The 14331-nt window shown below is 58.0% G+C and carries 16 protein-coding genes; 4 read left to right on the top strand and 12 right to left on the bottom strand.

The features are described from left to right. Positions 1-89 precede the first annotated feature (89 nt). From murB to AUK77_RS03745, 8 genes are all read right to left on the bottom strand, one after another. Positions 90-1109, bottom strand: coding sequence for a UDP-N-acetylmuramate dehydrogenase (murB, locus tag AUK77_RS03780; RefSeq protein ID WP_296126300.1), 1020 nt, complete (start codon positions 1107-1109; stop codon positions 90-92). Further along, a complete protein-coding gene (locus AUK77_RS03775; protein ID WP_296126299.1) occupies positions 1106-1570 on the bottom strand; it encodes a low molecular weight protein-tyrosine-phosphatase in 465 nt (154 codons plus the stop codon). Before AUK77_RS03775 ends, murB begins: the two co-directional genes overlap by 4 nt. Then, entirely contained in the window at positions 1570-2334 is a 765-nt protein-coding gene (kdsB, locus tag AUK77_RS03770; RefSeq protein ID WP_296126296.1) for a 3-deoxy-manno-octulosonate cytidylyltransferase, read from the bottom strand. The genes AUK77_RS03775 and kdsB overlap by 1 nt, the downstream gene beginning before the upstream one ends. Beyond that, entirely contained in the window at positions 2335-2520 is a 186-nt protein-coding gene (locus tag AUK77_RS03765) for a Trm112 family protein (protein ID WP_296126292.1), read from the bottom strand. A gap of 62 nt (positions 2521-2582) precedes the next feature. Next, the gene (gene lpxK / locus AUK77_RS03760; RefSeq protein WP_296126289.1) at positions 2583-3584 is read right to left on the bottom strand and encodes a tetraacyldisaccharide 4'-kinase; all 1002 of its coding nucleotides are present in this window, start codon (positions 3582-3584) and stop codon (positions 2583-2585) included. A 13-nt stretch (positions 3585-3597) separates the two neighbouring features. Next, a complete protein-coding gene (locus AUK77_RS03755) occupies positions 3598-4026 on the bottom strand; it encodes a biopolymer transporter ExbD (protein WP_296126287.1) in 429 nt (142 codons plus the stop codon). Further along, positions 4023-4655, bottom strand: coding sequence for a MotA/TolQ/ExbB proton channel family protein (locus AUK77_RS03750; RefSeq protein ID WP_296126284.1), 633 nt, complete (start codon positions 4653-4655; stop codon positions 4023-4025). Before AUK77_RS03750 ends, AUK77_RS03755 begins: the two co-directional genes overlap by 4 nt. 72 nt (positions 4656-4727) lie before the next feature. Next, positions 4728-6953 carry a DNA internalization-related competence protein ComEC/Rec2 gene (locus tag AUK77_RS03745; protein ID WP_296126280.1) on the bottom strand — a complete coding sequence of 742 codons (2226 nt, stop codon included), beginning with the start codon at positions 6951-6953 and terminating at the stop codon, positions 4728-4730. Positions 6954-7085: 132 nt separating this feature from the next. Between AUK77_RS03745 and AUK77_RS03740 the strand changes: the two genes are divergently transcribed. Beyond that, a complete protein-coding gene (locus AUK77_RS03740) occupies positions 7086-7610 on the top strand; it encodes a DUF2062 domain-containing protein (protein WP_296126278.1) in 525 nt (174 codons plus the stop codon). An 80-nt stretch (positions 7611-7690) separates the two neighbouring features. Here AUK77_RS03740 and AUK77_RS03735 read toward each other — a convergent pair whose 3' ends face one another. Genes AUK77_RS03735 through AUK77_RS03725 form a run of 3 tightly spaced genes read right to left on the bottom strand, consistent with a single transcriptional unit; the run spans position 7691 to position 10885 of the window. Then, a complete protein-coding gene (locus AUK77_RS03735; RefSeq protein ID WP_296126276.1) occupies positions 7691-8935 on the bottom strand; it encodes a lipoprotein-releasing ABC transporter permease subunit in 1245 nt (414 codons plus the stop codon). Then, positions 8935-9618 carry a lipoprotein-releasing ABC transporter ATP-binding protein LolD gene (lolD, locus tag AUK77_RS03730; protein WP_296126351.1) on the bottom strand — a complete coding sequence of 228 codons (684 nt, stop codon included), beginning with the start codon at positions 9616-9618 and terminating at the stop codon, positions 8935-8937. Before lolD ends, AUK77_RS03735 begins: the two co-directional genes overlap by 1 nt. A gap of 16 nt (positions 9619-9634) precedes the next feature. Next, the gene (locus tag AUK77_RS03725) at positions 9635-10885 is read right to left on the bottom strand and encodes a lipoprotein-releasing ABC transporter permease subunit (RefSeq protein WP_296126274.1); all 1251 of its coding nucleotides are present in this window, start codon (positions 10883-10885) and stop codon (positions 9635-9637) included. Positions 10886-10980: 95 nt separating this feature from the next. Here AUK77_RS03725 and AUK77_RS03720 point away from each other — a divergent pair, with 95 nt between their 5' ends. From AUK77_RS03720 to AUK77_RS03710, 3 genes are read left to right on the top strand one after another with little or no spacing between them, the layout of a single operon-like run. Then, the gene (locus AUK77_RS03720; RefSeq protein ID WP_296126271.1) at positions 10981-11562 is read left to right on the top strand and encodes a PilZ domain-containing protein; all 582 of its coding nucleotides are present in this window, start codon (positions 10981-10983) and stop codon (positions 11560-11562) included. Positions 11563-11574: 12 nt separating this feature from the next. Beyond that, positions 11575-11871, top strand: a complete 297-nt coding sequence (locus AUK77_RS03715) for a phosphodiesterase (protein WP_296126269.1) — start codon at positions 11575-11577, stop codon at positions 11869-11871. Between the two features lie 2 nt (positions 11872-11873). Next, the gene (locus AUK77_RS03710; protein WP_296126265.1) at positions 11874-12599 is read left to right on the top strand and encodes a glycerophosphodiester phosphodiesterase; all 726 of its coding nucleotides are present in this window, start codon (positions 11874-11876) and stop codon (positions 12597-12599) included. A 145-nt stretch (positions 12600-12744) separates the two neighbouring features. Here the strand turns inward: AUK77_RS03710 and sthA are convergent, their stop codons facing one another. Then, entirely contained in the window at positions 12745-14139 is a 1395-nt protein-coding gene (gene sthA / locus AUK77_RS03705) for a Si-specific NAD(P)(+) transhydrogenase (RefSeq protein ID WP_296126264.1), read from the bottom strand. Positions 14140-14331 lie beyond the last annotated feature (192 nt).

Raw genomic sequence — 14331 nt, 5'->3', positions numbered from 1 at the left:
AAAAAAGGGGATGCTTCGGCATCCCCTTTTGCGTTTATGGTCGTTTAAAAACGCGGTCAATCCGCTGTTTATTACTAGCGGCAGCGTGTTTAAAGCAGGTTTGGCTCGATCTCTAAATCAACCGCAAAACGCTGCTTGATATCTGCTTGAATACGTTGCGCCAGCGCCAATAACTGGCTCCCCGTAGCAGAGCCGTAATTAACCAGCACCAGCGCCTGCAAACGATGCACACCCGCATCGCCTTCACGAAAACCCTTCCAGCCAGCCCGCTCAATCAGCCAACCAGCCGCCAGCTTGACCTCACCATTGGCCTGCGGATAAGCCACCAAGTCAGCATGTTCAATGCGCAAGCGTTGCGCCTGCTCAGCCGACACCAACGGATTTTTGAAGAAACTCCCCGCATTCCCCAACACAGCAGGATCGGGCAGCTTTTCGCTACGAATGGCGCAGATGGCCTGACTGACGTTCAGCGCCGTGGGAGCCGCAATGCCTTGCTCCGTCAGCCATTGGCGCACCGGGCCGTAATCCAGGTGCAACGTGGCCTTGCGGCTAAGCGCAAAGCGCACCCGCAAAATCAGCCAATGGCCATTTTCACGCTTGAACAGACTATCGCGGTAAGCGAAGTCGCAATCGTGCAGCGTGAGTTCGTGCAGCTCTCCAGTCCGGCGGTCCAAAGCGGTCAGGCCAACAAACACATCCTTAAGCTCAACACCGTAGGCACCGATGTTCTGCACCGGTGCAGCGCCCACAGTGCCAGGGATCAGACTAAGATTTTCCAGACCGGCAAGCCCTTGCGCCAGCGTCCACAGCACGAAGGGATGCCAGGGCTCGCCCGCTTCCGCCTCGATCACCACATGCTCGCCGTCATCGCTGAGCAGGCGGATACCGCGACTGCCCATACGCAATACCAACGCCTGCACATCGGCCGTGAGCAGCAGATTGCTGCCGCCGCCCAGCACCAGCACAGGCAGTTGTTGCGCCTGAGCATAGGCCAGCGCTTCACGCACCTGCTGGTCGTTTTGCGCCTCGGCAAAATGACTGGCCTGCGCCTCAACGGCAAAACTGTTGTACGGCTTTAGCGATACCTGAGTACGCACCTGCAGGCTCATAGCTGCCCCTTGATTTCACGTAGCAAGCCTTCGCAAGCCTGCTCGATCAGGTCTAGCACCTGCTCAAAACCGTCTGCGCCGCCGTAATAAGGGTCAGGCACCTCATCGAGTTGCAGCTGATAACGCCGCAAAAACAGATCCAACTCAGCCGTGGCATTGCCCGGGCGCAGTTGCTGCAAATCACGCAGGTTACTGTTGTCCATGGCCAGAATCAGGTCAAAGGCATTGAAATCTGCCGCCTGAACCTGCCGACCGCGCAATGCCGAGAGGTCATAACCACGCTGCTGCGCGGCTTGACGCGTGCGCAGATCCGCAGCCTTGCCCACATGCCAGTCGCCAGTGCCAGCCGAGTCGACCTCGACGCGCGCTTGCAGTCCGGCTTCACGCAGCTTGTGGCGTAAAACACCCTCAGCTGTTGGCGAACGGCAGATGTTGCCCAGGCAGACAAACAAAACGCGCATCAGGCCCCCAGCAGGCGACGAACCCGCGCCAGGTCTTCCGGTGTATCAACGCCAGCAGGCGGTGCCTCCAATGCATCGGCAACATGGATACGCACGCCGTGCCAGAGCGCGCGCAGCTGCTCCAGGCATTCGGTGTCTTCCAGCCAGCAAGGGCCCCAGCTAACGAAGTCATGCAGAAACTGCGCACGGTAGGCGTAGATGCCGATGTGCCGACGATACGGCACGCCAGCTGGCAACTCGTCACGACTGCTGGCGAAGGCATCCCGCGCCCAGGCCAGCGGCGCACGGCTGAAAGTCAGGGCCAGGCCGGTTTTGTCACTGACCACCTTGACCACATTAGGGTTGAACAGCGCCTGCACATCCTCAATCGGCTCAGCCAGGGTGGCGATGGCGGCTTGTGGGTTAGCGGCCAGGTTGGCGGCGACCTGATCAATGATCGCGGGCGGAATCAGCGGCTCGTCACCCTGCACATTGACCACAATGGCATCTGCTGCCAAACCCAGCGCCGTGGCCACTTCAGCCAAACGATCAGTGCCGGAGTTATGGTCGACGCGGGTCAGCAGCACCTGCGCGCCAAAGCCCTGACAAGCCTCTACGATGCGCGCATCGTCGGTCGCCACCACAACCTGTTGAGCGCTGCTTTTGCATGCTTGCTCCCAGACATGCTGGATCATCGGTTTGCCCGCAATGTCTTGCAGCGGCTTACCCGGCAGGCGGCTGGAGGCGAAACGCGCTGGAATGACAACGGTAAAAGCAGTGCTCATTTACTTGTCCAGGCGTTCGTCGACGTTGAGGGTGCGTGCTTCGCTCTCCAGCATTACCGGGATGCCATCGCGCACCGGAAAAGCCAACGCATCGGCTTTGCAGATCAGCTCGCTTTTGTCGGCACTGAGCTTGAGCGGCCCCTTACACAGTGGGCAGGCGAGAATATCGAGTAGTTTCGGGTCCATGGGAGGTCCTTGGTAGAAAGCAACTGCAATGGCGAGCGGGGCTGGCCGAGTGATCAGAACAATCAGGTGCGCGGCACAAGACGCTGCAATTGCTGATCAAACCAGGCGACAAACGCAGCCGAAGGCGCAGCGTTTACCGCTAGGTACCACCAATCGTCAGCCGCAAAGGCTCGGCACTTGACCGCATCCTTTTCGGTCATCAGCACCGGCAGTGCCGGGCTGAAATTAAGCAACTCGGCGCTGTACGGCGCGTGATCAGCAAAGGCATGCGCAACAGGCCGCCAGTGTAGCCCTTCGAGGGTATTGAAGAAACGCTGTGGGTTGCCAATACCTGCCACGGCGTGCAGCGCCTGACCAGGCGGGAAGTGCGTCAGCGCGTGCGCCTCGCCACTGCGCAAATTGACCAAGTTCTGCGGCTGCAGGGTAAAGCCGTAGCCACCCTGCGGATCAGCGGCGGCGCCGTTGTAAAGCAGCGCATCGACACTTTGCAAACGCTCGATTGGCTCACGCAGCGGGCCAGCTGGCAGGCAATGGCGATTACCCAAACCACGCGCGGCGTCAATCAGCACCAGTTCAAGGTCACGGGCCAAGCGGTAGTGCTGCAGGCCGTCGTCACTGAGGATCAGGTCCAGCGGTTGCTCTGCCAGCAACGCGGCCACGGCGCGACTGCGATCAGGGTCAATCATAAGCGGCACACCGCTGCGCTGCACGATCAGTAAGGGCTCGTCGCCAGCCACGTCGGCGCGCTGATCCGCCTGTACACGCCAAGGCAGGTGCGGAGGCTGCGCGCCATAACCACGGCTAACCACGCCAACGCGCAGGCCTTGACGGCGACAATGCTCGATCATCCAGAGAATCATGGGGGTCTTGCCGGTGCCGCCGACGGTGATATTACCGACCACCACCACCGGCACAGGGGCACGGTAGATACGACCATCACCCGCCAGAAAGCGCGCGCGCTTGCGCTGTACCACCGCGCGGTACAGCCACTCAAGTGGCCGCAGCAAACCGAGCGCTGGGTGATCGGCGTACCAGGCTGCCGTGATGCGTTCGGCCAGGCTCATCGGCAAACACACCTCAAGGCGCGGCCTGCGCCTCGACGGTGGTCATACGCAAGTGCGCAAAACCTAACTTGCCGGCCGCATCCATGGCAGTAATCACCGCTTGGTGTTGCGCCTTGGCGTCGGCACTGATGATCAGCGGCAGGCTGCTATCGCCATCCGACTCTTTCTGCAATGCAGCCATCAAACCGTCCAGATCACTTTTCAGCAACTGTTTGGCGTTCAGCGAGTAGGTGCCATCAGCCGCAATGAGGATCTCCAACTGCTTCAGTTCGGTCTGCTCGGGCGGCGTGCCAGTGGCAGCCTCCGGCAGATCAACCTTGAGCTGGGTCTCACGGGTAAAGGTGGTGGTGACCACAAAAAACAGCAGCAGGATAAACACCACGTCGATCAACGAGGCCAGGTTGATCTCGACGTTTTCCCGCGGTTTACGCCGGAATTTCACGCCTTGTCCTCGCCCATGTCGACGTCACGATCACCCTGCACCACTTCCACCAGGCGAATCGCTTCCTGCTCCATGCCGATCACCAACTCATCAACACGGCGCTGCAAGTAACGGTGGAAGAACAACGCAGGGATGGCCACCATCAGACCTGCGGCCGTGGTGATCAGTGCCTTGGAAATACCACTGGCGAGCAAGCCCGCATTGGCCATGCCTGAGCCCATAAACGAACTGAAAATCTCGATCATGCCCAGTACGGTGCCGAGCAGACCAAGCAGCGGCGCGATACCGGCAATAGTGCCCAGAGCATTGAGGTAGCGTTCCAGATCATGAATAACGCGTCCGGCCGCCTCTTGAATGCACTCCTTCATAATCTCGCGACCATGCTTGGAGTTGGCCAAGCCGGCAGCGAGAATCTCCCCCAGCGGCGAGCTGGCACGGAGTTCCTTGAGCTTCTGGTTATTGAGCTTTTTGTCTTTGATCCACTTCCACACCTGCCCGAGCAGATTCGGCGGTGTTACGCGGCTTGGCCGCAGGGTCCACAAACGCTCGGCGATGATGCCGGCAGCAGCGATAGAACACAGAATGATCGGCAGCATAATCCAGCCGCCAGCTTTGACCAGTTCCCACACGGTGGCAGATCCCCCTCACAAAAGTGGCGTCACTCTAGCATAGGGTGACGGTGCCGCCGACCGCTGCCGTTCTCATTTTTCCCGCCAAAAGCGCGCTTGATCACGCAAACTCTGTGCAGGCTCAAATGCGCCCAGATGGATACGCACCGCACCATGCTGGGCGGTATCCAGCACCTGAGCATCAAGCGCCCTATAACGGGCAAGCACCTCAGGATGCGGGTGGCCAAAGGCGTTGTGCGCACCACGGGAGACCAGCACCGCACGTGGCCTGACCCGCGCCAACAGGTCAGCCGAGGATGAACTGCGGCTGCCATGATGAGGCGCAAACAACCACTGCGCTGACATGGGCAAACCGCTGCCTAACAACGCGCGCTCGGCATGGTTGTCGATGTCACCGGTCAACCACAAACGCTCACCGTTAGCTTCGATCAACAGCACGCAGGACGCCTGATTACCATCGCGGGCCTGCGCCCAATGCCAGGTCTGAAAGCTAACGCCATCCCACTGCCAATGCTGACCACTGACGCACGCCTCGGCCCGCAGATTGGCTGCTAACTGGCCAGGCTCACCACTGCGCACATGACTGACCGGCAACCCGCGCACAATTGCCTCAGCCCCTCCGGCGTGATCGTTGTCCGCATGGCTGAGCAACAACAGATCCAGCCCTCGCGCATCCAGCGCCCGCAGTGAAGGCAGCACCACCCGCTCCCCGGTATCGAACTCGCCAAACCGTGGGCCGGCGTCATACAAGAGGTTATGTTTATGGGTGCGCACCAGCACCGACAGCCCCTGCCCCACATCAAGCATCCAAACCTCAGCCTGGCCCGGTGCTGGACGCTGCTGTGGGCTGAACACTAAGGGCAACAGCATCAGAACACCCAGACTGCGCATTGGCAGCGCCGCAGGCAGCAATAGGAGCAACGCCCCCAGCGCGATCAACAACCAAACCCCAACGGACAGATCGCTGGGCAACCAGGCAGGCAGCCACTGCGCAACACGTACGAGCAGTAAAAACAGCAGATCAAGCACCCAGCCGGCGATGCCCCATAGAAACGCCCCGAGCCAGGGTACAGGCAACAGCAACGTGCCCAGCAGCGCCAGCGGCACCACCACTAAACCCACAACGGGCACTGCCACAAGATTGGCCAACGGCCCGCTGCTGCTTACCGGTAAGCCAAGCGCCAAAAGCAAGGGCAGCAAACCAACCGCCATCGCCCATTGTGCGCGCAGCAATGAACGCCACCAGGACCAGGCACCCAGACGGCCGCTGAAAATCAGGATCAGCAACATCACCGCAGCAAACGACAGCCAAAACCCAGGCTGCAAACTGGCCAGTGGCTCTGCCAACAGCACAACCACAAGAGCGACGAGCACAGGCAACCACAGACCAAGCTGACGAAAGCGCCAGCGCCATAACAGCACCAGACCGACCATCACACAGGCGCGTTGCACCGGCACATCCATACCGGCTAACCCGCCGTAGGCAAGCGCCCCACTGAATGCCAACAAACAGGCGCAAGGCAGCCACGGAAATGCGCGAGGCCACCAGCCCAAGCGCGCCAGCCCTGCAATCAAACCATACAAGAGCGTCGCCAATAGCCCGATATGCTGACCCGAAATCACCATCAGGTGCACCGTGCCGGTATTTTGCAGTACCTGCCAATCGGCGCTCGACAACCCCGACTCATCGCCCAACACCAAAGCCGTCAAACCACCTTCGCGACCATGCGCAGGTGTGACCAGCAACTGCTGCCTTAAACGATCACGCCAAGCCCCTACACCACTGGCAGGCGACAGCAACTGCCCACTTTTCACCGAACCAGTGGCACCGATGCGCTGCGCCAGCAGCCAAGCCTCGTAATCAAATGCCTGCGGGTTGACCAAGCCATGCGCTCGCTTAAGCTTGACCGCCAAACGCCAGTGTTCTCCGGCGTGAATGGCGGGGCCGCCGTACCAAGCCAGACGTAGTCGCTGTGGCAACTCGGCACGGCGTGAAATCGCCTGTTCAAGCTCAAAACGCACCACGCCTTGGCTGACTTGCGGCAACCCCACCACTCGCCCCTGCAACCAGAGCGTGCGACCGTTCAGCTCAGGGGCCAGTCGATCGTCCAGCGCTGTTTGAGCGGAAAAACAGGCCCAGGTGAAACCAAACAGAAACAAGGCAATGGGATAACTGCGCCAGGGCAACAAGAGAATGCCGCCGACTAGCATAAGCAACAAAGCCCAAGGCGGGGGCAAGCTCGGGAGGAAACGTAGCAGCAACATCCCGGCCACCAACGCCAACAGTGCAGTTCGCATGGACTCGCTCCTTGAGTCAGATAGCCTTTTGCTAAAGCCTTACGCTGTACTTATCTGCTGTCACAAAGTGTGAAAGCAGCTGGTCAGCGATGGGTGCATAATGTCGGCGCTTTTACCTGCCAGAGAGTCTTCATGCCGCGTCGTTTATTCAAGCGCTACATGCCTCACCCAGACCGTATCAAGGACAACAAGTCCCTGCGTTTTCTGGGCAGCCTCATTCATGACCCCAACCTCTGGCATCTGAACCGACACTCGGTATCGCGCGCCATGGCCATCGGCCTGTTTTGGGCAATGATTCCAATGCCCATGCAAATGTTAGCCGCTGCCGCTATTGCCGTCCCGGCACGTGCCAATCTGCCGATTTCTATAGGTCTGGTTTGGCTTACAAACCCGATCACCATGCCTCCGGTTTTTTACTGCAGTTACACGTTCGGCGCCTGGTTAATGAATACACCAAGCCTGCAAATGCCCGATCACATAACCTTAGGCTGGGTGGGGCATGTATTACAGACTCACTGGCAACCGCTCTACCTTGGGTCGCTGGTGCTCGGCCTCTTGCTGGCCGCGATTGGCTACTTCGGCGTGAATGCTTATTGGCGCTGGTGGGTGGGTCACAATTGGCGCAAGCGCCAGGAGAAACGCCGTCTCCAGCCGTAATAAAAAAGCCGTCAAATAATGACGGCTTTTTTATGTTCGACAGGTTAGTACTGCCTTTAGCCCACCTCGAATGCGGCCTACTACTCGTAGCGCAGGGCATCCGCTGGCTGAATGCGAGCCGCGCGCCAGGACGGATAAACCGTCGCAAGAAAGCTCAGGGTAAAAGCCGCACCGCAGATCAGCACAACATCAGAGAGCAACAGCTCTGAAGGTAGATTGCTGATGAAATACACATCAGAGCTCATCACTTGCTGACCGCTCAAGCGCTCGATCCAGCCCACCAACTGACTGACATTCAGTGCTGCAAAAATGCCAAGCACCGCACCAACCAGCGTACCGATCACACCGATCACAGTACCTTGCACCATGAAGATGCCCATGATTTGGCCCGGCGTTGCGCCTAGGGTGCGTAGAATCGCAATGTCCGCCCCCTTGTCTGCCACCACCATAATCAGTGTGGCGATGATGTTAAACGCGGCGACCGCAACGATCAGCAGCAGCAGCAGACCGATCATGGTTTTTTCCATTTTCATCGCGCTAAACAGGCTGCCCTGGGTCAATGTCCAGTCACTGCTGACATAGCCCTGCCCCAGCTCGCGGACCACCTGTGCCGCCACCTGCGGTGCTTGATACAAATCCTTTAGCTTTAACCGCACGCTTTGCACCTGGCCGGGTTGCATGCGTTGGATATATGCGGCATCAGCCACGTGAATCAAGGCTAGCGAACTGTCCAGTTCTGCACCGACCTTGAAGATGCCGACCACATTGAGCCGCTGCATACGCGGGCTAATGCCACCCGGCACACTGCTCAACTCAGGCACGATTAGCGCCAATTTGTCGCCTACGCCCAGCTGAAAACGGCGCGCGGTGATTTCACCAATCACCACACCAAAGTCACCTTCACGCAGGTCACTCAAACGGCCTTTCTGCATGTGCTGATCGATGATTGAGACCTGCGGTTCGAGCGCAGGATCCACACCGTGCAATTGCACAGGCTGCATCGCCCCGCGCACAGACAACATGCCTTCTAGTTCGGCAAACGGCACTGCAGCAACCACTTCAGGATGCTGCCGCGCGGCATCGGCCACCACCTGCCAATCATTCAGCGGCTGAGCGCCGGCGATGCTCGCGTGCGGCACCATGCCGAGGATGCGGGTGCTCATTTCCTTCTGGAAACCATTCATCACCGACAGCACCACAATCATCGCCAGCACACCGAGGGCCAGGCCGATCATCGAAGTCATCGAGATAAAGGAAATAAAGTGGTTGCGCCGTTTGGCCCCGGTATAGCGAATACCGATAAAGATACTCAACGGACGAAACATCAGGCTGCCACCAACTTACCGCCTTCCAGGCGCAGAATGCGATCCATTTGCTGCGCCAGATCCATGTCGTGGGTCACCACCAGAAAGGCGGTCTGCGAGGAACGGCTGAGTTCCTTCATCAGATCTTGAATACCTTGTGCCGTGTGCTGATCAAGGTTACCCGTGGGCTCATCGAGCAGCACCAGGCCTGGCTGATTGACCAACGCCCGAGCAATCGCTACACGCTGGCGTTCCCCCCCGGACAGTTCCGCCGGTTTGTGCGCCAAACGATGCCCAAGCCCCACGCGCTCCAGCAGCGCCGTCGCGCGCTGACGTGCTTCTTTGATGGCCGTTCGACCAATCAACAAAGGCATACAGACGTTTTCCAGCGCGGTGAATTCCGGCAGCAAGTGGTGGAACTGATAAACGAACCCCAGTGCGCGATTACGCAGTAGGCCACGCTGTTTTTCATTCAGCGCCGACAACTCCTCGCCAGCCAGCCAGACGCTGCCAGTGCTTGGTGTATCCAAACCACCGAGCATATTGAGCAAGGTGCTCTTGCCCGATCCGGAACTGCCAACAATGGCCACGCGCTCGCCGGGATGCAACTCAAGCTGCAAATCCTGCAAAACGACCACTGATTGCGGGCCCTCGTCGTAACTTTTACCCAGGTTGCGGCAACTCAACACGGCACGATCTTGCATAGCCTGATTACTCAACTTACTCATAACGAAGCGCCTCAGCAGGCTGGGTTCGCGCAGCGCGCCAAGCGGGATAGAGGGTGGCAAAGAAACTTAGAATCAACGCCGCTGCGCATACCATGACCACATCAGCGAGCATGAGCTGCGACGGCAGATAATCAATGAAATACACATCAGCGTTAAGAAACTGAATACCCAGTAAACGCTCAAGGCCAGCAATGGCGCGGCTGATGTTCAGGGCCGCAAGGCAACCTAATACCGCACCAATGGCGGTGCCCAGCACCCCGATCACCGTACCCTGCACCATGAAAATCGCCATGATTTGGCCCGGTGTTGCACCCAACGTACGCAGAATGGCGATATCACCTTTCTTGTCAGTCACCACCATCACCAGGGTGGAGATGATGTTGAAAGCAGCGACGGCGACGATCAGCAGCAGCAAAAGACCAATCATGGCTTTTTCCATGCGGATGGCCTGGTACAGGTTGCCGTGGGTACGGGTCCAGTCGCGGGCATAGTAATCGCCCTCACCCAATGTTTGCGCCAGCGCCCAAGCGGTGCGCGGGGCTTCGAACAGATCAGCGAATTTCAGACGGATGCCCTGCACTTGATCCACGTTCCAACGTTGCAAGCGCGCCAGATCCTGCACATGGGTCATCACCAGATGCCCATCAATCTCACCCGCCCCAACATGGAAAATACCCACCACAGTGAATCGCTTAATACGCGGAAACATACCCGCTGGCGTCACGGTGACTTCCGGGGCAACAAAGGTCACTTTATCGCCCATGCCGACACCCAGCTTGGCGGCGGCCTTGTCGCCCAGCACCATGCCAAACTCGCCGGGCTGCAAGGCTTGGAGGCGGCCTTGCTGGAAGAAATTATCAATGATCGACACCTTGGCTTCTTCAAGCGGATCGACCGCATTGATCAGCACTTTTTGCACCTTGCCGTCATTGGTCAGCAAGCCTTGCATTTGACTGAACGGCGCCACCGCCAGCACCCGCGGATTGCTTTGCGCCTGATTTGCCAGGCTGCGCCAATCTTTAATCGGCGTGGCACTTTCAACCGTGGCGTGCGGCACCATACCCAGCACACGCGTGCGCATCTCATGGTCGAAACCATTCATCACCGACAACACCAGAATCATCACGAGCACGCCAAGTGCCAGCCCGATCATGGAGGTCAGGGATATAAAGGAAACGAAGTGGTTACGGCGTTTGGCCCGCGTGTAACGCGTGCCGATAAAAACGAACAGAGGTCTGAACATGTCGGGGGCTGATTCGAGGGAAAAGGAAACGTCCTTGTGGCGGGGCTTGGCCTGCAGCCTTACACTCTGACCACTACTGCTGCCATGGGTTCGCCATGCCGACTCAAGATGAAGATGATCGCCGCGAATACTATCGTATAGACGATACGATCGCACTGGAATTCACCCTGCTTTCGGGCGCTGAAGCCCTCGCCAGTGACGAGCTTCACGACGGCTCGCCGTTGTTCAATTTACTCAGCGACCTGCACCTGATGGACTTTGAGTCGCAGCATCTGCTGCGCCACATTAGCGAACGCGACCGCACTCTGGCCAATTACCTCAAGGTGATTAACAAGCGCATTGATTTGCTGGGACAGGCGGTTGCACAAAGCCTACTGCGTGACATCGGTGCACCACGTAAAGTCAGCTTGTCTGAAGGCGGCCTTAGCTTCAACAATGCCCAGCCGATTGCTGCGGGCGCTCACATTGCGCTTAAAATGGTGCTTATGCCGCAGGCGCTCGGCCTGCTGCTGCGTGCCAAAGTCGCACATTGCAGGCCCTTGCCATCCCAGCAGTTTGAGATCGGCGCCGAGTTTGAAACACTCACCGACACTCAACGCCAGCTTATCGCCCGGCACATCCTGCAGCGCCAGGCGCTAGAACGGCGCATAGCCCGCGAACAACCTTTACAACCCTGACCTCGAGCCTGCATGCCACGTCTGATCCTGCTTTTAGCCCTACTGCTACCGCCGGCTTGCTTTGCCGAAACCTTGCTCATTCCGATTGGTCAGCAAGGCGCAGGCAGTTTAAGCCTGCCGCAGTTCGGTGAATCACAACGATCTGTACTGGAGCGCTTTGGCCTGGCTGACGAAGAACACCCCAGCATCGGCAATCCGCCAATCACACGCTGGGACTACCGTGAGTTCACGGTCTATTTTGAACACAAACACGTGATCAACAGCGTGCGTCATCATCAGCCCGGCGCAGTCAAGATCGACAAGGAGTAACCGTGACAGTTATCTACGGACACCGTGGGGCCAAAGGCGAAGCACCTGAGAACACCTTGGCCAGCTTCCAACAATGCCTTGCACATGGCGTACGCCGCTGCGAGCTGGACTTACACCTGTCTCGCGACGGCGAACTGATGGTGATTCACGACCCAACCCTCAAGCGCACCACAGGACGTCGCGGAAAAGTCGTCGAGCACGACGCCGCTGAACTGGTGACCTACGACGCGCGTAAAGGCGGGCCTGGTGCCGTCTCACCCTGCACGATTCCGCGCTTGGAAGAGCTGTTTGCGCAATGCGATTTTGAGCACTGGCAGCTTGAAGTGAAAAGCGCCTCCAAGGTGCGCTCGGCGCGCATGGTCAAGGCCATAGCCGAATTGGCTGAGCGCTATAACCTGATAGATAAAGTCACCGTCACCTCCAGCTCTCGCGAAGTGCTCAGTGCCCTACAACAACACGCCCCGCACCTGCAACGCGGCCTAGTGGCTGAATACGCCTGGCTCGACCCACTGAAAGTGGCTCAGCATTACGGCTGCCATCTGCTGGCGTTGAACTGGACGCTTTGCACACCGGAGCGTTTACTCAAAGCACAGAAAGCCGGCTTGCATGTCTCTGTCTGGACAGTCAACGAGCCGGCACTGATGCGCCGCCTGGCTGATTTTGGCGTAGACAGCATCATCACCGACTTCCCTGGCCTTGCGGTCAACACGCTACTGAAAACTGCCTGAAGCAAATCGAAGACGAAAAAAACCGGCCACTCGTGCCGGTTTTTCTTTAAGCCTGGTCAGAAACTTTCGCGATTAGGCCAGCGCCAGTCGCAGGAGTCGCTGAGCGGGTTCTCCCCGGCCGGCTCAGGCCACCGGCCGGAGCCCCTCAAAAAAGCCGGTTTAAGCCATCGAACGCGGCAACGCGATAGGCTTCCGCCATGGTCGGATAGTTAAAGGTAGTGTTCACGAAGTACTTAATGCTGTTGGCTTCGCCCTTCTGACTCATGATCGCCTGCCCGATGTGCACAATCTCTGACGCCTGATAACCAAAGCAGTGAACGCCCAACACTTCCAACGTCTCGCGGTGAAACAACAACTTCAGCATACCCACCGGCTCATGGGAAATCTGTGCGCGCGCCATGCCCTTGAAGAACGCCTTACCTACTTCGTAGGGGATCTTAGCCTGGGTCAGTTCGCGCTCAGTTTTACCAATCGAGCTGATCTCGGGAATGGTGTAAATACCGGTAGGCACGTCATCAACAAAACGCCAGCTTCCATTATCGACAATGCTTCCGGCTGCTGAGCGACCCTGGTCAGACGCAGCACTGGCAAGGCTCGGCCAGCCAATTACATCGCCTGCCGCATAGACGTTCGCCACCGGTGTGCGGTAATTCTGGTCAACGTCAATTTGACCGCGAGAATTGACCTTGATGCCAATATTCTCAAGCCCAAGCTGATCGGTATTACCCGTCCGGCCGTTACACCACAAAAACGCATCCGCTTTAATCTTCTTGCCAGACTTCAGGTGCAGGACAACGCCGTTTTCCACCCCTTCAACACGCTCATACTCTTCGTTGTGACGAATCAGTACGTTGTTGTTACGCAAGTGGTAGCTCAGCGCATCGGAAATCTCAGCATCGAGAAAGCTGAGTAACTGGTCACGGTTATCGATCAAATCGACCAGAACACCCAAACCGCTGAAGATCGAGGCATATTCCGAACCGATCACGCCAGCGCCATAAATGATGATCCGGCGCGGTGTGTGTGTGAGGCTCAGGATAGTGTCGCTGTCGTATACACGCGGGTGATGAAAGTCCACATCGACCGGGCGGTAAGGACGCGAACCCGTGGCAATAACGATTTGCTTAGCCACCAGTTTTTCGACCACGCCATTGGCGCAGACCACTTCAATGGTGTGCTCATCGGCAAAACTGCCGGTGCCAAAAAATACATCAATGCGGTTGCGTGCGTAGTAACCGGTGCGTGACGAAACCTGCTTGGCGATTACCCGCTCAGCGCTTTTAAGCACATCGGGGAAGGAGAACCAGCGCGGCTCACCGATCTGGCGAAACATCGGATTGGTGTTGAACTGCATGATCTGCCGCACTGAATGACGCAGTGCCTTAGAGGGGATAGTCCCCAAGTGCGTACAGTTGCCACCCACTTCTCGGCGACTGTCCACCACGGCCACCTTACGTCCGGCCTTGGCCGCGTTCATTGCCGCGCCTTCACCCGCAGGGCCCGAACCCAGCACCACTACGTCGTAATTGTAGACCGCCATGTTTACTCCTTCAGAACAGGCCGAAGTGCTTATGCTGCACTTGCGGCTGAAACAGGCGCACACGCCTGGCAAGCAAAATTTAATTAATGGCAGCCTACCTGAATTCATAGAATAAGTGCAACGCTTGAAACGATAGGCAGAGGGCCAGCCACCGGTAGAATCCAGGCTCTCACACCAAAGGATTCAAGCGCA

This window comes from Pseudomonas sp. Ga0074129 (genome assembly GCA_001465025.1).
Lineage (GTDB): Bacteria > Pseudomonadota > Gammaproteobacteria > Pseudomonadales > Pseudomonadaceae > Aquipseudomonas.
This window is presented reverse-complemented; position numbering and strand designations above follow the sequence as displayed.

Coding starts and splice junctions, on each gene's coding strand:
- murB (WP_296126300.1), bottom strand. CDS start 1,109: ATGAGCCTGCAGGTGCGTACTCAGGTATCGCTAAAGCCGTACAACAGT.
- AUK77_RS03775 (WP_296126299.1), bottom strand. CDS start 1,570: ATGCGCGTTTTGTTTGTCTGCCTGGGCAACATCTGCCGTTCGCCAACA.
- kdsB (WP_296126296.1), bottom strand. CDS start 2,334: ATGAGCACTGCTTTTACCGTTGTCATTCCAGCGCGTTTCGCCTCCAGC.
- AUK77_RS03765 (WP_296126292.1), bottom strand. CDS start 2,520: ATGGACCCGAAACTACTCGATATTCTCGCCTGCCCACTGTGTAAGGGG.
- lpxK (WP_296126289.1), bottom strand. CDS start 3,584: ATGAGCCTGGCCGAACGCATCACGGCAGCCTGGTACGCCGATCACCCA.
- AUK77_RS03745 (WP_296126280.1), bottom strand. CDS start 6,953: ATGCGAACTGCACTGTTGGCGTTGGTGGCCGGGATGTTGCTGCTACGT.
- AUK77_RS03740 (WP_296126278.1), top strand. CDS start 7,086: ATGCCGCGTCGTTTATTCAAGCGCTACATGCCTCACCCAGACCGTATC.
- AUK77_RS03735 (WP_296126276.1), bottom strand. CDS start 8,935: ATGTTTCGTCCGTTGAGTATCTTTATCGGTATTCGCTATACCGGGGCC.
- lolD (WP_296126351.1), bottom strand. CDS start 9,618: ATGCAAGATCGTGCCGTGTTGAGTTGCCGCAACCTGGGTAAAAGTTAC.
- AUK77_RS03725 (WP_296126274.1), bottom strand. CDS start 10,885: ATGTTCAGACCTCTGTTCGTTTTTATCGGCACGCGTTACACGCGGGCC.
- AUK77_RS03720 (WP_296126271.1), top strand. CDS start 10,981: ATGCCGACTCAAGATGAAGATGATCGCCGCGAATACTATCGTATAGAC.
- AUK77_RS03715 (WP_296126269.1), top strand. CDS start 11,575: ATGCCACGTCTGATCCTGCTTTTAGCCCTACTGCTACCGCCGGCTTGC.
- sthA (WP_296126264.1), bottom strand. CDS start 14,139: ATGGCGGTCTACAATTACGACGTAGTGGTGCTGGGTTCGGGCCCTGCG.